The following is a 23,205-nucleotide window of genomic DNA, read 5'->3' on the forward strand; positions in this document are numbered from 1 at the left end:
CGTCCCGTTGTGCGCCTCAGCGCCGCCGGTGAAGGGGGTTCTAGTGTCACCCGACAAAACCCGCAAGCGCTTTTTTCACGAAAATGCACTTTTCTTCGTTCGCCCCTGCCTTTCCCCGGTTCGCACTGAATTTCCCAATGATTATGGCCACTTGATAATTTCGGTATGACGGCCGTCCTGTCGTCGACGGCGGATTTCCACGGAATCGGTGCGCGGGAACACTCGGCGGCAGGCAATTGTTTCTGCTTGTCCGCCAGTGTCGGGCGCGGGCTTCGACCTTGATCCGGACGCGAGCCGCCCCTCGTGCCGCAGCCGGGTCTTCATGGCCGCCGCTGCGCGGACGGCTGTGGCGCGACGATGGCCGATGCAGCCCCGGCAGGGTCCGACCGTCACAGTGCTGGTCGGCGACGCCAATGGGACGGCGTGTCAAGTTCCGGAGGCCGCCGCAGCGGCCCCCGAGGTCTGTCCTGGTCTCACCCGAGAAAGATGAAGTCCTCCACGGTGAAGTCGCTGGCGCTGACGCCGGTGACGCTGATGAGGTGACCGTTGAAGCCCATCGTCACGCCGGCTTCGGTTCCATCTCCGGTGTCGATCTGCGCATCGGTGATGTTGAGCGCCTCGACCCGTCCGCGGAGCCCCTGCCCGGTCACCCCGGTCAGACGGATCTGGTCGAGCCCGTCTTCGAAGTTGAGGATCAGGTCGGATTCGCCGTCGACCAGTTGGTTGAAGATGAACAGGTCTTCGCCGGCATCACCGTACATCGTGTCGTTGCCTGCACCGCCGTTGATGCTGTCATCGCCCTCGCCGCCGAAGATCACGTCGTTGCGACCACCGCCGGCAAGGAAGTCGTTGCCGGCACCGCCGTCGACAGTGTCATCACCCTCGCCGCCGCCGATGTCATCGTTGCCATCTTCACCAAAGAGCATGTCCCGGCCGGTGCCGCCGCCAAGGCTGTCATCCCCGTCGCCGCCCAACACGGTGTCGTTGCCGAAGGAGGCCCCCATGGTGTCATTGCCGACGCCGCCCTGGATCTGGTCGTTGCCCGGACCGCCGTTGACGATGTCGTTGCCTTCGCCGCCGTCCATGACGTCATCGTCCTGACCGCCGCCCATGGTGTCGTTGCCGGCGCCACCGTTCATGGTGTCGTTGCCCGGGCCACCGCCCATGTTGTCGTCGCCTGCGCCACCGTTCTCGATGTCGTTGCCCGCCGCTCCGGAAATGCTGTCATTCCCGGGACCGCCGTCGATCGAGTCGTCGCCCTCGCCCCCGGCGAGCACGTCGTCGTCACCTTGACCGCGCAGCGTGTCATTGCCCGCTTCGCCCAACAGGACATCCGCACGCGGGCCGCCGACGATCAGATCGTCACCGTCCGTCGGTGGCAGGGGCACGGCGGTCACCGTGTTGGCCGACAGGACGACTTCGTCGGTGCCCTGGGCGTCGGTGTAGCTGACAGAAACCGACATGGTCGCGCCGATATCCGCCGAGACAAGCACATAGCTGGCCGCGATGGCATCCTGAATCGCGATCCCGTCACGCCGCCACTGATAGGACAGCGTGCCCAGACCATCCTCGTCCGCCAGGGTGGAGGCGTCCGCCGTCAGGGTGTTGCCAACAATGCCGCTGCCGGTGACCTGAACCGACCCGGCAGGAAGGTCATTGACGTTGAGCACCGCGGATGTGGCGGCGCTGGTGGCGCTTTCCGCCACGCCTGCCCCGTCGGTAAAGCTGACCTGCACGGTGATGGCGCTGCCGACATCGCTCTGACCGGGAGTGTAGGTGGCAGAGGTTGCACCGCTGATCGCGGTGCCGTCGCGCAGCCACTGGTAGGAAAAGGTGCCCAGGCCGTTGGCATCACTCAGTCCTGACGTGTCCGCCGTGAGAACCGAATCCTCGGCGGCCGTGCCGGTGATGGTGGGAACGCCCTGCACCGGCGAGTTGGAGGCGGCGTCGGTCACCGTGACAGAACTGGTGCCGGTTTCAAAGCCGGTGGCCGCGGCGCTGACCGTGACGGTCTGGTCGCCATCGGCGACGTCATCGTCAATGGCTGTAACGGTGACCGTCACGCTGGATTCGCCGTCGGGAATGGTGACTTCGCTCTGCACAGTCGCCTCTGTGGTGTCGCTGCTGGTCAGGGTGACGACCAGATCACCGGACGGCGGCGTGTTCCGGGTGATTGTCACGGTTGCGGTGCCGTCCGCCTCGCTGATCGAACCGGGGTCGACGGACAAGATCAGTGCCGGTGTCTCATTGTCGAGAACATCGACGGTTGTGACGCCGTTCAGATAGCCCTGCGCCAGTGCCGTCAGGGTCGTGGTGATGGTGCCATCCGCCAGGAAGTCATCCAGTGCCTGGATCTCGACCTCGACCGAAGCCTGCCCGTCGAGAATGGTGACCGAGTTGGGTACGGTGATTTCCGAGGTGTCGTTGCTGGCAAAGACCACTTCGAGATCACCTTCGGTGCTGCCTTCGCGGGTGATTGTCGCGGTTGCGGTATCGTTGCCAAATTCGAACATCGTGGCGCGATTGACGGATACGGTCAGCGCCGGCAGGGTCTCTTCACCGCTGACGGTCACAACCTCTTCGACCGCAAGCGAGACGGTGGCGACGGCGGTCTCGGTTTCGGCGGTCTCGCCGGTGAACGCGGTGCCGGTCAGGGTCCCGGTCTGCGACGCGTCGGCCACCATCGAGAACGGCGTCGAAGACGAGCGGTCGAACGAGATCACCGTGTCGATCACCCCATCCTCACCGGCGCCGACAATCTGGAAGGTATCGCCTTCGGGCATCGAGAAGGTCACGGTGGACTGGCCGTCAATGTTGTCCGAGACCTGCACGTAGGTCGCCGATTCTTCCAGGACTTCGCCTTCGACCAGATCGGAACGGCCCGGCAGCAGGATACCGAGGCTGGTCACCGACTCGCTCAGGTTACCCAGACCCAGTGTATAGGTGATCAGCTCGAAGGTACTCAGATCCCAGGCACCCGGATCGATGCCCTCGCGGACCAGTTGTTCATGGCTTTCGCCCAGAACATATCGGCGCAGGTGATAGGCCGGATTGTGCGTCGTCGTGGTTGCAGCCTGTCCGTCTACCGGGGGCTCGGTGATGTTGGCCACGGTCTTGGTAAAGGCTTCGGTCGCCGAAAGGCTGTAATCCATCACCTCGTTGCCTGATCCCTGAACCGGGTTGACATGACGGGCACCAAAGGCGTGGCCACCTTCATGCACGGCCGCCAGAGCGATCGAGGACAGCGGGTCAGATGTCCCATCCATGAACACGGCAGTGATGTTGTTGTCATTGGTGTTGAAACGGTCGATGCCCTCGTAGGCTTGCCCCAAAAGGCGGCTATTGTCGGTGCCGTCGCCATTGGAATCATAGCTCAGGTTCGCCGAACTGAAGCGGACAGAATGGTAATCACCTGCTTCCGGTTGCGTCTGGGTCACCTCCATGGCGATGCCGGACCGGTCAAAGATGCCCTGGACCAGCGTCACCAACGAGGCCTTCTGCGCGTCGGTAAAGACTCCCAGCGGCTCGGAGCCGTCCCTTACCGCCACAACTTCTTTCAGTGGCAGGGCGTGAAACTGACCGGTGGCGATGTAAAAGTCCTTGGGGATGGCGTTATCGAAATCCAGGAACAGGACCGGCGCCTTGGCCGGTCGGTCGACGATGACACTGATGAACTGCAGGCAGTCATCAATGGATTCGTTGACCAGCTGCACAGAGGTGGTGCCGACGCTGAGGAACGGGGTCAGGTCGAAATTGTAGATGTCCCACAGCGACCCATTGGCGCCGGAGAACAGGTTCGACCCGACGCTGGTGCCGTTGACGGTCAGATCACCATCGGTAAAACTTTGCCCGTCGCCGACGTTCAGCGTCACACCGACCTCACCCGACTCGTATTCGATCTGACCCAGATTGATTGTGGTAAAGGATGGCCCGTCGGTGGAATCATTGCCGGCAAAAAAGGTCAGGTCACGGTTGTTGGTGTGGTCGCCATCATCATACAGCACGACAAGCGACGCCCCCTGGCCGCCCTCGCCCATTCCGTCGACGGTAAAGGTTCCGTCTTCCGCCACCAGGCTGGTGACATCGGCAAAATAACCGATGCTGTGATCCGAGGACCAGCAGGTGTCGACCGATGTGCCCAGCCGGGTTCCGGTGACCGCGTCGCCGTTGAACGTGATCTGAGTGTCGCTGGACCCGCTGAAATTCAGCTCGCCCCAATACAGAAAGGCGGATTTGACAGTCCCGGTGACTCCCGTCAGCTCGAAGGAGGTATTGCCGTCCCTGGCATCCCCCGCTCCGGCGATGGTCCAATCGACATTTTTCACGTCAATTTGTCTTGTAAGAGCGGTCATGGGTATTTCCTCCAGCAGCAGTTAGGTCAGGTTAAAATTGATTGAGTTTCGAGAAATCGGTTCAGCAAGTCCCGAATTGGTTTGCACTTATGTCGCATCGTTCGGCCACAAATCCTTTGCTGATGAGTTGGCCGGACAAAATCCTGCGGTCGGACGTGTTGCACCAGACTGGAACCAGGTGCCCATCAGCGGTCTTCTGACCTGCGTTGTATGCAGTACATTGCAGGTCCAGCCCGACCAGAAAGCTGTTCAGGGCTGCAACGTTTGCGGTGGATGTGTCATCCAGCCTGACCAAGGCCAGTTCCAGAATCTCGTCGCAGCAGTCCAGTTTGAACTGCAAGGGTCCAACCACTTCAGCGACACGGCCTTGGTAAAAGTTGGCAACCATTTGCGCGTCTTGTGGCGCGGTGGAGGTCTCAATACAGCCGCCCAACAACAAAAGAGCAGCCCATATATGAGACAGGAAAGAATCCATAGCCGAAAGAACTCATTGCAGACAAAATAATGAAAATATTCATACACCTTGACCAAGTTTTTCGCAATATTATTCATCCCGCGCAGGGCGCCAGACGCTGCCCGATGGCGGCGCAAGCGCGCGAAACCGCGTAAACACCACGTGTTGGCTGAACTACACGCGTTTGTGATTATCGGTCATTTAACTGTTACCGAAACCGATCAAGACACAGGAGCAAGTTTTGCGGGAACCCTGGGTCCGGCATATGGTTGAATCGCGGACGGCCGTCCGCAGTGTCTCTGTCAAAGGAACGCACGATGAAAATTGCAATTCTGGGCGGCGACGGCTTTGTCGGCTGGCCGACAACCCTGCACCTGTCCGACCTGGGCCACGACGTCCATATCGTCGACAACCTGTCGCGTCGCTGGATCGACACCGAACTGGGCGTGCAGTCGCTGACGCCGATGGATTCGATACAGGAACGCTGCCGGATCTGGCGCGATGAAACCGGGCGCAGGCTTCATTTTCATCTGCTGGATGTCGCCAAGGAATATGAACGGCTGAAGGGCTGGCTGGCGCAGGAACGTCCCGATGCCATCATCCACTTTGCCGAACAGCGCGCGGCCCCCTACTCGATGAAATCCGACCGCCACAAGGTCTACACCGTCAACAACAACACCAACGCCACACACAACTTGCTGGCAGCGCTGGTGGAGACCGCGATAGATGCGCATCTCGTCCACCTCGGGACCATGGGCGTCTACGGATACTCCAGCGTCGGCGCCGCGATCCCCGAGGGCTACCTTGATGTCGAAGTCGAAACCCTGAGCGGCGACAAAGTCCATCAGGAGATCCTGTATCCCACCCGTCCCGGCTCGGTCTATCACATGACCAAGAGCCTCGATCAGATCCTGTTTCAATTCTATGCCCAGAACGACGGTCTGCGGATCACCGACCTGCATCAGGGAATTGTCTGGGGCACACACACCGCACAGACCCGTCTGCATGAACAACTTATCAACCGCTTCGATTACGACGGCGACTATGGCACGGTGCTGAACCGGTTCCTGATTCAGGCCGCCATCGGCTATCCGCTGACCGTGCACGGTACCGGGGGCCAGACCCGCGCCTTCATCCACATTCAGGACAGTGTCCGCTGCATCGAACTGGCGCTTGGAGATGCGCCCAAGGCCGGGGAAAGGGTGCGGATCTTCAACCAGATGACCGAGACACATCGCATTCGCGACCTGGCCCGCATCGTCTGCGATCTGACCGGAGCCAGGGCGACGTTCCTGCCCAACCCGCGCAAGGAAGCGGAAGAGAACGACCTGATCGTGCGCAACGATCAGTTCCTCAAGCTGGGATTGGAGCCGACCACGCTGGCCGACGGATTGCTGTCTGAAATGGTGGATGTCGCCCGTAAATACGCGCACAGGATCGACCGCAGCCGGGTTCCCGCCGTCTCGGCCTGGACCCGCGACCTTGCCCGGGCGGTGAACCATGACCCCGAAGGAAAAGCCCTGAAATCCGTGTCATGACCGAAGGGGTGCGATCCGACACCGCCGCAGGCAGCCGCAACGCCTATGTGACGCTGGTGACCAACGCGGACTTTGCGCGCGGGGCCAGGGCGCTGGTCCGGTCCATCCGGCTTGGCGGCTCTCGGGAAGATATCGTGGTGATGCACACCGCGGCGCTTGCGGATACGGACCTCGCGCCGCTCAGGGCACTGGGCGCACGGCTCGTTGTCACCGATCTGCTGCCGACATCACACGCATTCAACACGGCCCACGCCCGCGACAGGCTGCACCATGTCGCGCCCTTCACCAAGGGGAGCAAACCGCCATTCCACACACCGCTCGACAATTTCGCCAAGCTGCGCCTCTGGCAGTTGGACTATGACCGCGTGGTGTTTCTGGATGCGGACACACTGATGCTGCGCAACTGCGACCGGCTGTTCCTCTACCCCGAGTTCTGTGCCGCGCCAAATGTCTACGAAAGCCTTGCGGATTTCCACCGGATGAACTCGGGGGTGTTCACGGCACGTCCTGACCCGGCCACATTCGCACGGATGATGGCCGCGCTGGATCAGCCCGGCGCATTCTGGCAGCGCACCGACCAGACGTTTCTGCAATCGTTCTTCCCCGACTGGCACGGGCTGCCGGTGACCTACAACACCTTGCAATATGTCTGGTTCAACATGCCCGCCCTGTGGGACTGGCCCAGCGTGCATATCCTGCACTACCAATATGAAAAGCCCTGGCAGACACCGCACTCCCGGCAGGCGCAGCTTGGCCCTCTGATCGACCTCTGGCATGCCTATGCCGGTGACGGCGCGGTGCCGGAAACCGCGTCGCTGAACAATCCCACGGTTGCCCGGTGAAGGTCGCGCTCACCGGGGCGACCGGTCTGGTCGGACATTGGATCGCCCGTGGCCTGAAGGGTGCAGGGCATGAGGTTGTGGCGCTCGGGCGTCGAGCTGCGCCGATCCCGGACATTGCGTTCCTGCCCTACGATCTGGACGGACCGCCACCGGCGCTTGGGGGATGTGACGCGCTTGTCCATGCCGCGTTTTCCCATATTCCCGGCCATTACCGCGGAGGCGAAGGCGACGACCCGGAGGGTTTCGTGCGGCGCAACCTGGACGCGACGCTGCGCCTGTTCGAGGCCGCCACGGGGCTGGAGCGGATCATTTTTCTGTCGTCGCGTGCGGTGTACGGAGATTATCCGCCCGGAACCCGGCTGCACGAGGATTTGCCACCCCGACCCGACACCCTGTACGGCCGCGTCAAACGCGACGCGGAAACCGCGCTGAAACATCTGGACGGCCCCTGCACCATCAGCCTGCGCGCCACGGGGGTGTATGGCGCGGCGCCACCGGGACAAGCGCACAAATGGCACGATCTGTTTTGCCGTTTTCAGGCCGGGGAACCGCTGGCCCCGCGCATTGGCACCGAAGTCCATGCAGAGGACCTCGCCCAGGCCGTGCACCTGCTGCTGACAACGCCGCGCGAAAACTGCGGCCACGATGTCTACAACCTGTCCGACTTCCCCCTTGACCGCCGCGACCTGCTGCGCCGCTATGCGCGCCTTGCCGGCGTGGCCGGACAACTGCCCCCTGCCGCAGACCCCACAAGTGTCAGCGCAATGGCCACGGACAGGCTCCGTGCCCTGGGCTGGCGTCCGGGGGGGCTGCGCGCCTTTCCGGCACGGCTGGCGGCAATGGTCACGTCCGGATCGGGAAATACACCCTGAGTGTCCCGTCAGCGCGGGCTCAGGCGCGCCGTATGCTGCGTACCACCGTCGTCAGGGCAAAGATCAGCGCTGCTACACAGACCATCGACGGCCCGGCGGGCGTGTCGAGCAGGAATGCCCCCTGCAACCCGCCCAGCGCCGCCAGCCCCCCAAGTCCGGCGGCCAGCACCGCCATCCGCTCGGGTGTTGTGCTGAGGGCCCGGGCCGCCGCGGCGGGAATGATCAACATCGCGCCGATCAGCAGCGCGCCCACCACCTTGATCGCCACGGCCACGACAATCGCCAGGGCCAGCGTCAGCACCAACTGCTCGCGGCGCGGATCGATTCCGGCGGACCAGGCCAGATCTTCGGACAGGGTCGACAACAGCAGCGGCTGCCAGCGCGCCCGGAGCAGCGCCAGCACAATGGCCGCACCACCCCAGATCACCAGCAGATCCATCCGGGACACCGCCAGGATATCTCCGAACAGATAGGCGGACAGATCAATGCGCACCCCCGGCACAAAGGTCACCGCCACCAGACCGAAGGCCAGTGACGCATGCGCCAACACTCCCAGCAGCGTGTCCATGCCGTAGCCCCGGCCGGACAGCGACGACACCGTCAGCGCCATGGCCAGAGCCACGGCCAGCGCCCCGGCAAAGACCGACAGCGACAGGGCCAGGGACAACACCACGCCCAGAATCGCCGCATGTGCGGTTGCGTCGCCAAAATAGGCCATCCGCCGCCAGACCACGAAACAGCCCAGCGGCGCGGCGGCCAGCGCCACGCCAACCCCGGCCAGCGCGGCGCGGATCAGAAAATCGTCCAGCATCAGTGGCTGTGCTCCGTCTCGGACGCCGCTGCGTCGTGGTGGTCGTGGTGGTCGTGGTGGTGGTGGGCATGGTCGTGGCTGTGGGTGTGTTCGTGCCGGTAAAGCGCCAGCGCCCCCTGCGTGCCAGACCCGAACAATGCCCTGTATTCGGCCGCCTGGGCCACAACTTCGGGCGTGCCCGCGCAGCAGACATGCCCGTTCAGGCATACAACCCGGTCCGACGCGGCCATGACCACATGCAATTCGTGGCTGACCATGAGCACGGCACAGCCCAGCCGCCCGCGGATATGTTCGATCTGCCGGTAGAACGCCGCCGAGCCGGGCTGGTCCAACCCCTGCGTCGGTTCGTCCAGCAACAGGATTTCAGGGCGGTTCAGCAAGGCGCGCGCCAACAGCACCCGCTGGAACTGACCGCCCGACAGATCCGCCAGCTGGCGCTGTTCCAGAGCACTCGCCCCGGCCTCGACCAGGGCAGCCTGGCGTTCGCCCTCGGGCACGCGGCGGGGCAAGTCCAGAAACCGCCCCACGGTCAAGGGCAGGGTCGGATCAACCTGCAGCTTTTGCGGCACGTAGCCCAGCCGCAGCCCGGGGCGCCGCTGCACCGTGCCCGCCGTCAGCGGCAACGCCCCGATCAGCGCCCGCAGCAATGTCGATTTTCCCGACCCGTTGGGGCCCACGATGGTGACGATTTCCCGCGCCGCGATCGCCAGGTCCACCCCCTCCAGAACCGGGGTCTTGCCGTGGCGCACGCTTATGCCCCGCGCTTCGATCAGCGGCCGGTCCCGACGGCCCTCGACGCCGCTCATGCCGGGGTCTCCTCCCGGCAGGCGGGGCACAGGCCCTCGGCCTCGATCACCATGCGTTCGACGGCGAAACCGATCTCTGCTGCGGCGTCGCGCACTGTCCGGGCGGCGTCGGCGATATGCGCCTCGGCGACCGCATCGCAGTCGCGGCAGATCAGAAAGGCGGGCGCGTGGTGCTCGCCGGGATGGGCGCAGGCGACAAAGGCATTCAACCGTTCGATCTTGTGGGCAAACCCGTGTTTCACCAGAAATTCCAGCGCGCGATAGGCAACAGGCGGCTGCGATCCCAGCCCCTCTTCGCGCAGATGGTCCAGCACGTCATAGGCGCCCATCGCCCGATGTTTCTGCAACAGGATCTCGACCACCCGACGGCGCACCGGGGTCAACTGCAACCCCTGCTCGGAACAGGTCTGCGAAACCGTTTCCAGATTCGAGGCGATGCAGCTCGCGTGGTCGTGGTGTTCAAATCCAACGGCGTCCAAGGCGGCCTCCTGTGTGCATGTTTTCACAATTGACGGGTTGATATGTTATAATATCACACCTATCAAGCGGCAAATGAATCGCCCCGCGGGGGCCCAGCAAGACACCGCAATCAATGACACCACCGCCCCGTTTCGCCCCGGGCCAGATCGACCGCCTGCGCCGCACAGCGCAGGGCGACCCGGGACCAATAGCCCGCACCGCCTGACCGAACCGAATTTCAGCGCCTGAGGATCCGCCATGCTCCGCCTGCTCCTGCCCATTTTTATCACCTGCACCAGCGCCGCTGTTGCCGATGTGCCCCGGATCGCGACGGACATCGCCCCGGTACAGGGGCTTGTGGCCGCTGTTCTCGGCGATCTGGGCGACGCTGCACTTGTGGTGCCCAAAGGCACCTCGCCGCATGATCACGCGCTGCGCCCCTCCGAGGCCCGACAGCTTCAGTCTGCCGATCTTGTGGTCTGGATCGGTCCGGACCTCATGCCCAATCTTGCAAAGCCATTGGAAACCCTGGCCAGCACTGCCCGGATCCTGACCCTCTCGGACGTACCAGGCAGCCTGCTGCTGTCCAACAGGACAGCGGCGGTGTTTGCGCTGCCGGATCCCGACACCAGCCACCCCGAGGCGGACCACGACCACAAGGACGAAGCCGCAGAGCCACGCGATACAGAGGCTGGCTCCGACCATGCGCACCCGGTCGGCGGCCATGACCCCCACCTCTGGCTCGATCCCGGCAACGCCTTGATCTGGCTGGACGCCATTCACGCACAGCTTGCCGACCTCGACCCCGAACATGCCGCGGCTTATGCAGAAAACGCCGCCCGTGCAAAGGCGGCTGTCACCAGTGCCGCCGAAGCGGCCAGAACCCGTCTTGCGGCGTCCGCGGGCCGCCAGTACCTGTCACTGCACGATGCCTATCAGTACTTTGAACACGCCTTTGACCTGCATCCGCTGGGCGCCGTCTCGCTCAGCGATGCCACCAGCCCCGGCCCTTCCCGGCTGGCCGCACTGCGCGACGTAATGGCCCGAAGCGATGTGCGCTGCGTGCTGGCCGAACCCGGCGCGGCGCTGGGGTTCCTGACCGCTCTGGACCCGGCATCCCGCCTGAGGGTCGCCGAAGTCGACCCGATGGGCGCGGCGATTCCACCAGGCCCGGAGTTCTACCCGACACTGATATCGGACACTGCGGACCGGATCGCCGACTGCCTGATGACTGGCTCCTGAACCCGATACCCTGGAACTAAACCGGGCTGCCTGCTTGACAGTCCGGTCCCGCGGCCGTTTCTCTGCACGCACCCAAGGAAGCGCTTCAATGACCCAGACCAATGATCTGCGCGCCACCGCGCGCACCCTGTTCGACGCCGCTGTCACCGCAGCGGACCCTGCTCTGGCCGTCCGCCGCCAGCTCGCCCGCATGCCGCTGCCGCAATCTGCGGGACGCACGGTTCTGATTGCCGTGGGCAAAGCCGCGCCCGCCATGCTGGCCGAAGCGCTGAAACATGTGACCGGTCCGCACGAGGCGCTCGCCGTGACCCATCACGAGAACACCCAGAAGGTGCCCGGTGCCCGTGTGCTGAACGCGGGCCATCCGGTGCCGGATGCCGCCGGAGCTGCCGCCGGTCAGGCAGTGATGGAGCTGCTCGACAGCTGTGGCGCCGAAGATCAGGTGATCGCGCTGATCTCGGGTGGCGGATCGGCCCTGTTGCCCGCGCCCGTGCCGGGACTGAGCCTTGCCGACAAGGCAGCGGTCAGTCAGGTCCTGCTGTCCGGTGGTCTGGATATCGTGACGATGAACCTTGTCCGCCAGCAGCTCTCGCAGCTCAAGGGCGGCGGCTTCCTGCGCCGCGCAGCCCCTGCCCCGGTCACCGCGCTGATCCTGTCGGACGTGATCGGCGATGACCTGCGCGCCATCGCTTCTGGCCCGACCGTCAGCCCGATCGGCACGGTGGAAGAGGCGCGCGCGATCCTGAAGAACCACGGGCTGTGGGACAGGCTTCCGGCCGCGGCCCGCGACGCGCTGGACCATCCCCGCCCCCCCGAACCGGTGCCCGCCGCCGTGAACGTCATGATCGGCTCGAACGGCCAGTCGGTGGATGCCATGGCCGATGCCGCCCGGGCCGCAGGCTGGGACGTGCGCGTGTCCGATCGCCCGCTGGTCGGGGATGTCGACTCTGCCGCGCAGGAGGTTCTGGCCCTGATGGCCCCGGTGGACCGCCCGACGGCCCTGCTGTTCGGTGGCGAGACTACGGTGATCCTGCGCGGCAGCGGACGTGGTGGGCGCAATCAGGAACTTGCCCTGCGGGTGGCGCTTGCGGCACCGGATCTGGCGCAGGACTGGCTGTTCCTGTCGGGCGGCACTGACGGCCGGGACGGGCCCACCGACGCCGCCGGTGGCGTCGTCGACGCCGGTTCGGCTGCACGGATGGCCGCCGCCGGGCAGGATGCGCAGAAGCTGCTGGCGAACAATGACAGTTACGCCGCGCTCAAGGCTGCGGATGATCTGCTGATGACCGGCGCCACCGGCACCAATGTGGCGGATGTGCAGGTGTTGCTGATCCGGCCCTGAGCACGGAATCCCGGGGCGGCCCCGGCGGCGTGCCCTCTCGGCCCGCCGGACAGTGCCGCATCATCCGGCGCTGGCGCCGCCCGACACCGCGCCGCGTCGGCCCGCGAAGGGCTTCAGCGTCACACCCTCCGCTTCCAGGGCGGCCTTGACCGAACGCGCAATTTCCAGCGCCGTCTTGCCGTCGCCATGCAGGCAGATCGTGTCGACCGCCGCGGGGATGCGCTTGCCGCCTTGAGACACGATCGCGCCCGCTGCCACCATGTCGACCATGCGCCGCCCGGCGACTTCGGGATCGTGAATCACCGCCCCCGGCAGACTGCGGTCCACCAGCGTCGCATCGTCGTTATAGGCCCGATCGGCAAAGATTTCACCCGCCCAGGCACAGCCCAGCGCCTCGACCGCCTGCTGCTGCGCGGTGGCTGCCAGCACCATCACGATGATGTCGGGATCCACAGCCAGCGCACCTTCGTAACAGGCCCGGGCCATGTCGGCATCCTCGGCGGCCATATTGGCCAGCGCGCCGTGCAGCTTCAGGTGCCGCACCCTGCCGCCCGCCGCCGCTGCCATCGCCCGGGCCGCGCCCAGCTGGTAACAGACAAGGTTGCGCAGCGATTCTGCCGACAACGCCATCCGCCGCCGTCCGAACCCCTGCAGATCGGGAAACCCGGGATGGGCACCGATGCCGGTGCCATTCGCCACCGCCTCGCGCAGGGTGGCGGCCATCACATCCCAGTCACCGGCGTGAAAACCGCAGGCGATGTTGGCCGAGGTCACGACCCGCAGCAGGTCGGCATCCCTGCCCATGACCCAGGGGCCAAAGCTCTCTCCCATGTCGGCATTCAGATCGACGGTCCTGTTCATGGTCTCTCTCCTGTTACAGTTCATCGCCCGCAATCGCGCCGCTGATCAGCTGGTAGGACAGCAGGTCACGGATGTCGTGCGGATCGCGCACCAACGGCTTCAGCTGTCCGGCCAGCGCCTTGACCCCGGACCGGTAGCGACGCTCGGCCTCGAGCGCGACCTCTCTGGTGACAAAGCGGAATTCCAGCACCGCCCCGGCGGGCGTCTGGGCAACCCGTGGCAAGTCGCAGGGCAGCACCGTGCCGATCCGCGGGTAGCCGCCGGTCGTCTGGCTTTCGGCCATCAGCACAAAGGGGGCGCCGTCGCCGGTCACCTGAATGTCGCCGGGCACAATCAGTTCCGAAACAACCGACAGCCCGCCGGGGACGTGAAAGCCTTCTCCGGCGCTCTCCAGTCGCACACCCATCCGGTTGGCGCGGGTGTCGCGGATGAACCGGGTGCGGACAAACCGGTCGAGCTGGTCCTGTGGGAACAGCTCGGTTTGCAGGCTGGGCGACACGCGTACCACACCGCCGCCGAACCGGGTGTCGCGTGGCAGAATGTTCCCGGTGGCACTGCCCCTGTCGGCCCCCAGCGGCAGCTGATCGCCTGCCGCCAGCACCCGGCCCAAACCTGCCGCCAGATGGGCCGAGCGGGCGCCCAGCACCTGCGGTGTGTCGATGCCGCCGCCCACATGCAGATAGCCATAGACTCCCGACAGCACCGGTCCGATGTCGAGGACCGCGCCCCTGGGCAGCAGGTGCGACGCCCCCCAGATCAGCCGCGCCCCGTCCAGAGTGGCGCGCATTTCGGCGCCTGTCAGGGCAATGCGCAGATCGCGGGTCGCCTCGAACCGCCCGCCCACCCCGGCCATTTCCAGAACAGCGAGGTCATCGGACTGGTGCAGCAGCGCCGCGCCCTCGGCCAGCGCCAGCCGATCCATTGCGCCGCCACGCGACAGCCCGTAGGCCAGCGTGCCGCTGCGCCCACGGTCCTGCACCGTGACGTTCGGCCCGGCGCTGTGGACGATCAGCAGGTCGCTCATCGGATCACCGCGCAGGTTGCGCCGCCGTCGGGGTCCGCTTCCATGTTCGCCAGATCTTCGGGCGCAACCGGTACGAACTGTGCCTCGTCACCGGGACGCAGCACAAACGGCGACGCGCTTTCCGGGCGAAACAGCCGGAAGGCAGTCTGCCCGATGTGCCGCCAGCCGGTCGGTGTGGTGACCGAGAACAGCACCAGCTGGCGGATCGCCACCACCAGCGCCCCGACCGGCACCGTCGGGGTGAGCGCGCTCTGGCGCGGAATGTCCCAGACCTCGGGCAACTCGCCCAGATAGGGCTGACCGGGGGCAAAGCCGATGGTGGTGACACGCACCCGCGCCTGCGAAATCGAAGCAATGGCCTGCGCGGCGGTGAGACCGGCCGCCGCTGCCGCCTCGGACAGTTGCGGCGCCATGTGGGTGCCATAGACCGTGGGAATGCGGAAAAATCGCCGCCCCTGCGGCAGTTCCGCAGCACTCCAGTCCCGCTCGGCCAGCAGCGCCGCGAGCCGCGGTCGCAGGTCGTCGCCCCCCGGCCCCAGCGGATCATACCGGAGGTAGGCCGAGACCAGCGAAGTCGAGGTTTCCTCGACCCCCGCCCAGCCCGCGCGATCCACAGCGGCGCGGAACGCCAGCGCCGCGCGGTTCGCGGGTTCGGACAGCCTGTCGCCAAAGCTGACCAGCAGCCCGTCGGTGCCGACGCTGCGGACAATGGGAAAGCTGCGGACAAGGCTATCGGTCATAGAGGCGCCTCAGCAGGATTGGGGTCAGATACATCGGAATCTGGTAGCAGCCGATAAAGATCAGCAGCGGGTCGGTCAGCGCCACCGGCAAGGCCAGCAGGAACAGCGCGATGTTGCGGTTGCCCGCGATGATCGCCACCGGCACCGCCCAGCCCTCTGCGTGCCAGCGGCGGCGCAGCAGCGCAAAGCCCGCCAGTTGCAGACCAAAGTTCACCGCCGCCACAGCGCCCAGCCACAGTGCCAGACGGGCCGGATCGGTCCGCGCCAGCGGCCCGATGGCCGACATCAGCCCCACCACGATCACTCCCAGCGCCAGTGCCGACACCCCGTCGCACGCCCGAATCTGATCCGCAGTGGGCCGCGCCAGCAGCCAGTGTCGCGCCGCGAATCCCCCCACCACCGCCAGCATTGTGACCCCGATCAGCCACACCACGGCGCGCAGCGCCGCCGCTGCGCCACCCAGGTGTGGCAGCAACGCCAGCACCGGCAGGACTGTCAGCGGGAACAGCAGCGTTCCCAGCACCAGCACCCGCATCGCCGGGGCGGGATCCTGCCCCGCCATGATGACAAAATTCGGCGCTCCGGTCACCGAAGGCGCACAGAGCATCAGCACCACCGCCAGCCCGAAGGGGGTGTCCAGCACCCCGAGCGCCGCGCACAGTGCCAGCCCGGCCAGCGGCAATCCCACCTGCAGCACCAGCACCACGGCGAGCGAGCGCCGCCCGGCCGCAAGTCCGCCCAGCGCCGCCTGCGGCCCGACCCGCAACGCCGTGAGAAACAGCAGCAGCGCCACCAGTTCCGGCAACCAGGGACGCAGTGCCGCGGCCATGCCCGGCAGCGCCAGCCCGGCCAGCAGCCCCAGCACCAGGCACATCCGCGCGTGGCGCGCAAAGACGTGAAGCAAGGCCACAGGTCATCGCGCTTCGCGGATGGTGTCGGGCAGCCAGAGCGCCAGATCCGGCAGCCAGATCAGTACAAAGACCATGGCCACCATGATCAGGAACATCGGCATCGCGGCGCGGGTGATATAGCCCATCTCGTGGTCGGTCATGCCCTGAAGCACAAACAGGTTGAAGCCGATCGGCGGGGTGATCTGCGCCATTTCAACCACCACCACCACGAAGATGCCGAACCAGATCAGGTCGATGCCCGCCTCGCGCACCATCGGCTCGACCACCGCCATGGTCAGCACGACCGAGGAAATCCCGTCCAGGAACATGCCGAGCACGATGTAGAAAACCAACAGCGCCATCAGCAGCTGGAACCGGCTGAGCTCCATGCTGGCGATAAGATCGGCCAGCGCCCGGGGCAGTCCGGTGAACCCCATCGACAGCTTGAGAAAGGCCGCACCGATCAGGATCAGCGCAATCATCGCGCTGGTCCGGGTCGCCCCCATCAGGCTGGCGCTGAAGGTCTGCCAGTTCAGCGAGCCCTGTCCCGCAGCCAGCACAAGCGCGCCGATGACACCGAAGGCCGCCGCCTCGGTTGCGGTGGCAAAGCCCAGGTACATCGAGCCGATCACCACCACGATCAGGCAGATCACCGGCAGCAGGAACCGCGAATTGCGCAGCTTTTCGGCGAACCCCATGCCGGTCTCTGCCAGCGGCGCCCAGGATCTGGAAAAGGTGGCATAAACAGCCACATACCCCATGAACATCAGCGCCAGCACCAGCCCCGGCACGACGCCGGCAAAGAACAGCGCGGTGATGGATTCGTTGACCGAGACGCCATAGACGATCAGTGCAAGGCTGGGCGGGATCATCAGGCCCAGCGTCGCCGCCCCCGCCAGCGTGCCGATGATCAGCCGTTCGGGGTAGTTGCGTGCCCGCAGCTCGGGGATCGACATCCGCCCGACGGTGGACAGGGTCGCCGCCGACGATCCCGACACGGCGGCAAACACCGTGCAGCCGACGATGTTGGTGTGCACCAGCCCTCCCGGCAGGCGGGCCAGCCAGGGCGACAGGCCCTTGAACATGTCCTCGGAAAGCCGTGTGCGGTACAGCACCTCGCCCATCCAGATGAACAGCGGCAGGGCGGTCAGGGTCCAGCTGGACGAGGTGGCCCAGATCGTGGTGACCATGGCATCGCCCACCGGACGCGAGGTGAAAAGCTCCATCCCGACCCAGGCCACCCCCATCAGCGCAAGGCCGACCCAAACGCCGGTGCCCAGCAGGAGGAACAGCACAAAGAGAAAGAGTGTGATGGCGTAGATTTCGGTCATGTCACTCTCCGCGGGACTGGTCGACAAGATCGCGGGTGATGCGGTGATCGCCCTTGAACAACACATGGATCAGGTGGTCGCTCAAGGCGATGGCCAGCGTGCCACCGCCCAGCACCATCACGGACTGGGGAATCCACAGGGCCGTGGCGTCCTGAGACTGCGACACCTCGTTGAATTTCCAAGACCAATAGGTGAACCAGTAGGCGTAATAGGTGAAATACCACGCGATGGCCGCGCCGAGCAGGAAGCACCAGATTTCCAGCGCCCGGCGCACCGGCCCTGGCACCGCGTTGAGAAGGATCGACACCCGGATATGCGCGCCCCGATTCAGGGCATTGGCAAAGGCGAGGAAAGATGCCGCCGCCATTGCATAGCCCGCATAGGCCGCCCCGCCGGGAAACACCGTGCCGCTCCAGCGCGCCAGCATCTGGGCGACGATCAGCACCAGGATTGCGATCAGGCAAAGCGCGGCCAGCACACCCGCCGCCAGATACAGCGCATCCAGCCCGCGTCGGATGTGGCGCAGCAAGGTCATGGCAGTCTCCAATGTCAGAGGAGGACGGCCCGCCAGGGGGCCGCCCATCCGGTCAGCGCGACAGCGTCAGTTCACTGCATCGCGCGGTAGGAATCGATGATGGACTGTCCGGCAGCACCCGCCTGTTCCAGCCATTCGGTGGTCATCTTCTCACCCACTGTGCGCAGGTCGGCTTCCAACTGCTCGGATGGCGGAGTGACCATCATGCCGCCCGCGCGCAGACCTTCGTAGGTGAAGTTGGTGTATTCCTTGGCGCGGTACAGACCGGCGTATTCCGCGAGTCCTGCACAGCCCTCGATCACCGCCTTGTTCGCATCCGACGTGGCGGCCCAGGTGTCGGCATTCACCATGATGTAGTTGCGCGGCAGCCAGGCATCGACCTGATAGAAGTGGGTCAGAGATTCCCAGACCTTCTGGTCATACCCTGTCGCCCCCGAAGAGATCATCGATTCCGCCACGCCGGTGGCAAAGGCCTGGCTCAGTTCCGCCGCCTCGATGGTGACCGGGGCCATGCCGGTGAGTTCGGCCAGACGCGCGGTCGCGTTGTTGTACGAGCGGAACTTGATTCCCTGCATGTCCGCGACCGACGTCACCTCCTTGTTGAAATACAGCCCCTGCGGCGGCCAGGGGACGGAGTACAGCAGATGCAGGCTCTGCTCTTCCAGCACCTTTTCGATCTCTGGCTTTGCGGCCTCCCAAAGCTTGGCATGATCGTCAAAGCTGGGGGACAGGAAGGGGATCGAGTCGAAACCGAAAATCGCGTTTTCGTTGGCATGGCCCGACAGCAGGCGTTCGCCGATCGGCACCTGACCGGTCTGGATGGCGCGTTTGATGTCCGCCCCGGCAAACAGCGCGCCGCCCGGGTGGGTGACGATCTCGACTTCGCCCATGGTGCCGGTGGTGACGCATTTGGCGAATTCGGCACCGGTCGCCGAATGGAAATTGGTGCCGGAATAGGCCATCGGCATGTCCCAGGTCTCGGCCAGAGCCGGTGCGGTCAGAGCCGTGGCACAGGCCAGGCCGACCAATGTATCGGTGATCAATTTCATATCGTTATCTCCCAGGTCACATGTTGGATTTCAAGAGAACCGCCCCGGTTGGTACGGGGTCAGGTCGGTGTTGGACGGACGTCCCGTCATGAGGCCGGCCAAAAGCCGACCTGTCTTGGGGCCTGCGGTCAGGCCGATGTGGTGGTGGCCAAAGGCGGTATAAACACCGGTCTCGCGGACCTGACCGATCAGCGGCAGACTGTCCGGAACAGTGGGACGGTGCCCCATCCACTCCACCTCCTTGCCATGTGTCAGCCCCGGAAAGGCACGCCGGACCTGGCGGCGCAGCAGGTCAAAGGGCGCGCGTGACGGCCCTGCGTCCAGCCCACCGAATTCCACGATCCCGGCGCAGCGCAATCCGGCGTCCATTGGCGTCGCCACAAATTTCCCGGCGTTGATCATAAATGGCACTCTGGGCCCGTTCCGGGCATCCTCAAAGACGATATGGTAGCCGCGTTCGCTCTCCAAAGGAACCTTCAGCCCGAGCTTGACCAACAGCGGCGCCGACCAGACCCCCGACGCGCTTACCACCCGGTCGCAGGCAATGGGGCCGTCGCTGGTTTCCACCTGCGAGACGCGCCCGCCGGTCAGGGTCAGATCCAGAACCCGGGCCCGGCGAATGGTGCCGCCCATTGCCTGAAAATCCCGGGCCAGAGCTTTGACATAGCCACCGGGGTCGCGGACATGTCCATGATCGCTCATCACCGCTAGGCAGTTGATCCCGGAGCCCAGCATCGGTTCATATTCGCGCACGGCGGGGCCTTCGACGAGTTGTGGCGCAAAGCCCAATGCTTCCCGCAGGGCCCATGACCCCGCTTCGGCGTCGAAGGCCCGGCGGTCGGCATAGGCATAGGCGTACTCTCCGGGCACGACAAAGCTGCGCGCCGACAGCCCTTCGGTCAGCGCCAGATGCTGGTCAACGCTGTCCACCACAATCGGCGCCAGACCCTCGGCGATGCGGCGGGTGTCGGCCGCATTGGCGTGACTGAGGTACTTGATCAGCCAGGGCAGCAGCCGCGGCAGATAGGCCCACTTCAGAAACAGCGGCGCATCGCGGTCCAGCAGCATGCCCGGAGCCTTGTGGATCAGCCCCGGCGCCGTGACCGGCAGCATGGCGCAGGCGGCAAGCACGCCGCCGTTGCCATGCGATGTGCCCTCGCCCGGGTCGGCATGATCCACGACAGTGACCCTGGCGCCGAAACGGCGCAGCCAGATAGCCGTCGACACACCGACGATGCCCGCGCCGACAACCACGACATGATCAGGAACGGGCGACATGACAGCAACTATCCCAGAGTGATTCCATGCCAGCATTGTGAAGCATAATCGCAGTTCGTCAACAAAATGTTGACAAATTGTCAGTGTTGGTCTTTGCTGTGCTGCATGAAACAGCATGATCTAGGCCCGGTCGTCTCATCGGCCCACCTCGCGGGGGGGGCCTTTCCCGAGATATCCGAGTTTGAATTTGGCCTGACGCTTGCGCACAATGCCTTTCAGCGCTGGGTGGTGCGGGCAATGGCCACGGCGGGCCACCCTGGTCTCACCGCGCTCGAAGTGCTGGTGTTGCATTCGGTTTTTCACCGCGACCGCCCCAAACGGCTGGCCGATCTTTGTCTGGTGCTGAACATCGAGGACACGCATACGGTGAACTACGCCATCAAGAAGCTGGCCCGCGCCGGGTTGGTGAAAGAGGGTCGTCAGGGCAAGGAAAAAACCGTTTCCGCCACGGCGGAAGGCGCCGCCGCCTGCGAACGTTACCGCGAGATCAGGGACGGCCTGTTGCTCGGCGCCGTCGCCGAACTGGGGTTCGAACCCGAGCAGATCACCCGCCTGTCCACGCTGCTGCGATTGATGTCGGGACAATATGATCAGGCCGCGCGGGCAGCGGCAACCTACTGACTGCGGGCTGCCCTTGCGCAGTTTTCACGGCCTGACGGGGGCGCGCACAGGTCAACGTCGGTTCAGTGCGGCTTGCCCGGCGTTTCCGTCGTGTTCAGAACCGCGTTCAGAGCTTCTTCGATGTCGTCAGGATCGTCAGAAGGCACGGCATAGCTGCCGTTTATCCATTTGGCGAGATCGACATCGGCACAACGTTTCGAGCAGAACGGACGGAACTGCGGATCAGTTGCGCGCTTGCAGATCGGACATTTCATCCCAGGACCTGCGACAAGGCGATCCGATCCCGCTTGCGTTGCAGTTCCAGGTTGCCCATCGGGGTCCAGCCGACAAGCGTCGTTTCGATGGTGCAGAGTTTCAGCGCAGCGCGCAGGGCGGATTCGATGGTGCGACGGTCCTTTTTCGGCACCGGCGCCATGTCGATGGTGATCTGGCCACCAAGGCCACGCAGACGCAACTGGCGGGGCAGATCCTTCATTGCCGCCAGATTGACCTTGAGACCGGCGGCCGGAGTCGTATCTCCGCCGGTGTTGATGTCCACGGCAATCAGCGCCCGGGTCGGCTCGATGAACATTGCACCCTCGCCAAGCCGCACTCTGGCGCTGCGCAGCTCTTCGATGGCATCCAGAACGCCCTGGGTTTCAAAGCTGCCCGCCTCGGTGTCGATCTCGGCCGACTCGCTCCATTCCCGCCAGGCCAGCGCATGGGGGCTGTCGCCTTCGACCAGGGTTTCGGCCTCGCCGGTGGTGTCCTGCATCACAGTGTTTGCCAGATCCGCCATGGCCTGGATGTCTTCGGCAATCTCGTCGCGGTCCGCCCCGGCACAGGACGACCGCAGGATCAGGCCGTGACTGCCCTCGTCCATCGCTTCGTGGGCAATTTCGATCAGGCGAACGCGCTCTTCCTCGTCGCGAATCGACCGCGAGATGTTGAAGCCGGGCGCGTCGGGCGTGACGATGGCATGGCGGCTCTTGAACAGGATCTTGGTGGTGACGGGGATCGCCTTGCCGGGTTCGGCATAGCCGGTGACCTGCACCAGCAGCGGCTGTCCGGCCGCCAGGCCCTTGATCTGGCGCAGATAACACGGGCCGTCCGGGCTGTTCAGGAACATCCCGCCCTGCCCTTTCATCGGCCGCATGGCGATGGCGCGATAGATGGTGCCGGGACGCGGCAGATCGGTGTCGACCAGCAGATCCTGAAGAATGCCATCCACCATGAGAGCGGCGGCTTCGGAACCGTTGAGATGGTCGAGCGCGATGGTGCGGCCTTTCATGGCTGCTCCTTCCAGAGAGGGTATCCTGCGGCGCGCAACAGATGCGCAGCCTCGGTCAGCGGCAGGCCGACAACCGCAGTGAAAGAGCCTGAAATCCATGGGATGAACGCCCCGGCAGGCCCCTGAATGCCGTAGGCACCAGCCTTGCCCTGCCAGTCGTTGGTCGCGAGATAGGCGTTCAGTTCCTCATCCGACAGCGACTTCATCTTGACGGCGGTCACCACGTCACGTTCCCAGACCCGCGCGCCGCGCCGCACGGCGATGGCGGTGATCACGCGGTGACGGCGGCCCGAGAGCGCCAGCAGAAACTGCGCCGCTTCGCCCGCGTCGCCGGGTTTGCCAAGGATTCGGCGTCCCAGCGCCACGGTGGTGTCGGCAGACAGCACGATGTCGTCGCTTCCCGCCTCGACGGCCAGCGCCTTTTCCCGCGCCAGCCGCACGCAATAGGGGCGCGGCAGTTCGCGGGGCAACGGTGCTTCGTCGATGTCGGGGGGGCGGATGTCATCCGCCACAACCCCCAGCTGGGCCAGCAGGTCGCGCCGACGCGGACTGCCAGAGCCGAGGATCAGTTTCATGCTTGCCCCGGCGCGCGTTTCGGCGTGGCCTTGCGGCCCAATGTCGGAGCAGCGGTCATCATGCGCTTACTTGAAGCGATAGTTGATCCGACCCTTGGTCAGATCGTAGGGTGTCATCTCGACTTGTACCTTGTCTCCCGCGAGGACACGGATGCGGTTCTTGCGCATCTTGCCTGCCGTATGTGCGATGATCTCATGGCCGTTTTCAAGCTCGACCCGGAACGTCGCATTCGGCAGGAGTTCCTTCACGACACCGGGAAATTCGAGCGTATCTTCCTTGGCCATGGTCTCTCCTAAGTTACCGACTCTGCCT

At 64.9% G+C, this 23,205-nt stretch carries 23 protein-coding genes; 6 read left to right on the forward strand and 17 right to left on the reverse strand.

The annotated features are described in order from the left end of the window. Nucleotides 1-473: 473 nt before the first annotated feature. Nucleotides 474-4,352, reverse strand: a complete 3,879-nt coding sequence (locus FOY53_RS20270) for a calcium-binding protein (protein WP_146592134.1) — start codon at nt 4,350-4,352, stop codon at nt 474-476. 61 nt (nt 4,353-4,413) lie between these two features. Then, the gene (locus tag FOY53_RS20275; protein WP_146592135.1) at nt 4,414-4,827 is read right to left on the reverse strand and encodes a hypothetical protein; all 414 of its coding nucleotides are present in this window, start codon (nt 4,825-4,827) and stop codon (nt 4,414-4,416) included. 296 nt (nt 4,828-5,123) lie between these two features. On the opposite strand from FOY53_RS20275, the gene FOY53_RS20280 reads away from it, so the two are divergent. Genes FOY53_RS20280 through FOY53_RS20290 form a run of 3 tightly spaced genes read left to right on the forward strand, consistent with a single transcriptional unit; the run spans nt 5,124 to nt 8,058 of the window. Further along, nucleotides 5,124-6,344: an NAD-dependent epimerase/dehydratase family protein gene (locus FOY53_RS20280; protein ID WP_146592136.1), complete on the forward strand. Its 1,221-nt coding sequence runs from the start codon at nt 5,124-5,126 to the stop codon at nt 6,342-6,344. Next, the gene (locus FOY53_RS20285; protein ID WP_146592137.1) at nt 6,341-7,186 is read left to right on the forward strand and encodes a glycosyltransferase; all 846 of its coding nucleotides are present in this window, start codon (nt 6,341-6,343) and stop codon (nt 7,184-7,186) included. The genes FOY53_RS20280 and FOY53_RS20285 overlap by 4 nt, the downstream gene beginning before the upstream one ends. Beyond that, entirely contained in the window at nt 7,183-8,058 is an 876-nt protein-coding gene (locus FOY53_RS20290) for an NAD-dependent epimerase/dehydratase family protein (protein ID WP_146592138.1), read from the forward strand. The genes FOY53_RS20285 and FOY53_RS20290 overlap by 4 nt, the downstream gene beginning before the upstream one ends. 19 nt (nt 8,059-8,077) lie before the next feature. Here FOY53_RS20290 and FOY53_RS20295 read toward each other — a convergent pair whose 3' ends face one another. The 3 genes from FOY53_RS20295 to FOY53_RS20305 are packed head-to-tail and all read right to left on the reverse strand — an operon-like array spanning nt 8,078 to nt 10,154. Beyond that, nucleotides 8,078-8,869 (reverse strand): metal ABC transporter permease, encoded by a 792-nt coding sequence (locus FOY53_RS20295; RefSeq protein ID WP_146592139.1) that lies wholly within the window; start codon nt 8,867-8,869, stop codon nt 8,078-8,080. Next, nucleotides 8,869-9,675: a metal ABC transporter ATP-binding protein gene (locus tag FOY53_RS20300; protein WP_146592140.1), complete on the reverse strand. Its 807-nt coding sequence runs from the start codon at nt 9,673-9,675 to the stop codon at nt 8,869-8,871. The genes FOY53_RS20295 and FOY53_RS20300 overlap by 1 nt, the downstream gene beginning before the upstream one ends. Further along, nucleotides 9,672-10,154: a transcriptional repressor gene (locus FOY53_RS20305; RefSeq protein ID WP_146592141.1), complete on the reverse strand. Its 483-nt coding sequence runs from the start codon at nt 10,152-10,154 to the stop codon at nt 9,672-9,674. Before FOY53_RS20305 ends, FOY53_RS20300 begins: the two co-directional genes overlap by 4 nt. A gap of 238 nt (nt 10,155-10,392) precedes the next feature. On the opposite strand from FOY53_RS20305, the gene FOY53_RS20310 reads away from it, so the two are divergent. After that, entirely contained in the window at nt 10,393-11,376 is a 984-nt protein-coding gene (locus tag FOY53_RS20310) for a zinc ABC transporter substrate-binding protein (protein WP_146592142.1), read from the forward strand. A gap of 88 nt (nt 11,377-11,464) precedes the next feature. Beyond that, nucleotides 11,465-12,718, forward strand: coding sequence for a glycerate kinase type-2 family protein (locus FOY53_RS20315; RefSeq protein ID WP_146592143.1), 1,254 nt, complete (start codon nt 11,465-11,467; stop codon nt 12,716-12,718). 60 nt (nt 12,719-12,778) lie between these two features. On the opposite strand, the gene FOY53_RS20320 is transcribed toward FOY53_RS20315, so the two are convergent. The 8 genes from FOY53_RS20320 to FOY53_RS20355 all read right to left on the reverse strand — a co-directional run bounded on the left by FOY53_RS20320 (nt 12,779) and on the right by FOY53_RS20355 (nt 20,426). Then, nucleotides 12,779-13,579, reverse strand: coding sequence for a LamB/YcsF family protein (locus FOY53_RS20320; RefSeq protein WP_146592144.1), 801 nt, complete (start codon nt 13,577-13,579; stop codon nt 12,779-12,781). 13 nt (nt 13,580-13,592) lie between these two features. Next, on the reverse strand, nt 13,593-14,603 hold the full coding sequence (locus tag FOY53_RS20325; protein WP_146592145.1) for a 5-oxoprolinase subunit C family protein: 1,011 nt from the start codon (nt 14,601-14,603) through the stop codon (nt 13,593-13,595). After that, nucleotides 14,600-15,343 carry a 5-oxoprolinase subunit B family protein gene (locus FOY53_RS20330; protein WP_146592146.1) on the reverse strand — a complete coding sequence of 248 codons (744 nt, stop codon included), beginning with the start codon at nt 15,341-15,343 and terminating at the stop codon, nt 14,600-14,602. The genes FOY53_RS20325 and FOY53_RS20330 overlap by 4 nt, the downstream gene beginning before the upstream one ends. Beyond that, nucleotides 15,333-16,217 carry a hypothetical protein gene (locus tag FOY53_RS20335; protein WP_146592164.1) on the reverse strand — a complete coding sequence of 295 codons (885 nt, stop codon included), beginning with the start codon at nt 16,215-16,217 and terminating at the stop codon, nt 15,333-15,335. The genes FOY53_RS20330 and FOY53_RS20335 overlap by 11 nt, the downstream gene beginning before the upstream one ends. A 39-nt stretch (nt 16,218-16,256) precedes the next feature. Continuing rightward, nucleotides 16,257-17,564, reverse strand: coding sequence for a TRAP transporter large permease (locus tag FOY53_RS20340; RefSeq protein WP_146592147.1), 1,308 nt, complete (start codon nt 17,562-17,564; stop codon nt 16,257-16,259). Between the two features lies 1 nt (nt 17,565). Then, nucleotides 17,566-18,099, reverse strand: coding sequence for a TRAP transporter small permease (locus FOY53_RS20345; RefSeq protein ID WP_186766687.1), 534 nt, complete (start codon nt 18,097-18,099; stop codon nt 17,566-17,568). Between the two features lie 71 nt (nt 18,100-18,170). Then, nucleotides 18,171-19,148 carry a TRAP transporter substrate-binding protein gene (locus FOY53_RS20350; RefSeq protein ID WP_146592148.1) on the reverse strand — a complete coding sequence of 326 codons (978 nt, stop codon included), beginning with the start codon at nt 19,146-19,148 and terminating at the stop codon, nt 18,171-18,173. 30 nt (nt 19,149-19,178) lie between these two features. Next, entirely contained in the window at nt 19,179-20,426 is a 1,248-nt protein-coding gene (locus FOY53_RS20355; protein WP_146592149.1) for an NAD(P)/FAD-dependent oxidoreductase, read from the reverse strand. A 105-nt stretch (nt 20,427-20,531) separates the two neighbouring features. On the opposite strand from FOY53_RS20355, the gene FOY53_RS20360 reads away from it, so the two are divergent. After that, nucleotides 20,532-21,047, forward strand: coding sequence for a winged helix DNA-binding protein (locus FOY53_RS20360; protein ID WP_146592150.1), 516 nt, complete (start codon nt 20,532-20,534; stop codon nt 21,045-21,047). A 62-nt stretch (nt 21,048-21,109) separates the two neighbouring features. Here FOY53_RS20360 and FOY53_RS20365 read toward each other — a convergent pair whose 3' ends face one another. The 4 genes from FOY53_RS20365 to infA form a co-directional block, all read right to left on the reverse strand. Further along, complete coding sequence (locus FOY53_RS20365) at nt 21,110-21,301, reverse strand: DNA gyrase inhibitor YacG (RefSeq protein WP_146592151.1); 192 nt, start codon at nt 21,299-21,301, stop codon at nt 21,110-21,112. After that, a complete protein-coding gene (locus FOY53_RS20370; protein WP_146592152.1) occupies nt 21,298-22,317 on the reverse strand; it encodes a ribonuclease E/G in 1,020 nt (339 codons plus the stop codon). The genes FOY53_RS20365 and FOY53_RS20370 overlap by 4 nt, the downstream gene beginning before the upstream one ends. Further along, nucleotides 22,314-22,892, reverse strand: coding sequence for a Maf family protein (locus tag FOY53_RS20375; protein ID WP_146592153.1), 579 nt, complete (start codon nt 22,890-22,892; stop codon nt 22,314-22,316). Before FOY53_RS20375 ends, FOY53_RS20370 begins: the two co-directional genes overlap by 4 nt. 66 nt (nt 22,893-22,958) lie before the next feature. Continuing rightward, nucleotides 22,959-23,177 (reverse strand): translation initiation factor IF-1, encoded by a 219-nt coding sequence (infA, locus tag FOY53_RS20380; RefSeq protein ID WP_005978431.1) that lies wholly within the window; start codon nt 23,175-23,177, stop codon nt 22,959-22,961. Nucleotides 23,178-23,205 lie beyond the last annotated feature (28 nt).

Source organism: Puniceibacterium confluentis (assembly GCF_007923445.1).
GTDB lineage: Bacteria > Pseudomonadota > Alphaproteobacteria > Rhodobacterales > Rhodobacteraceae > Puniceibacterium > Puniceibacterium confluentis.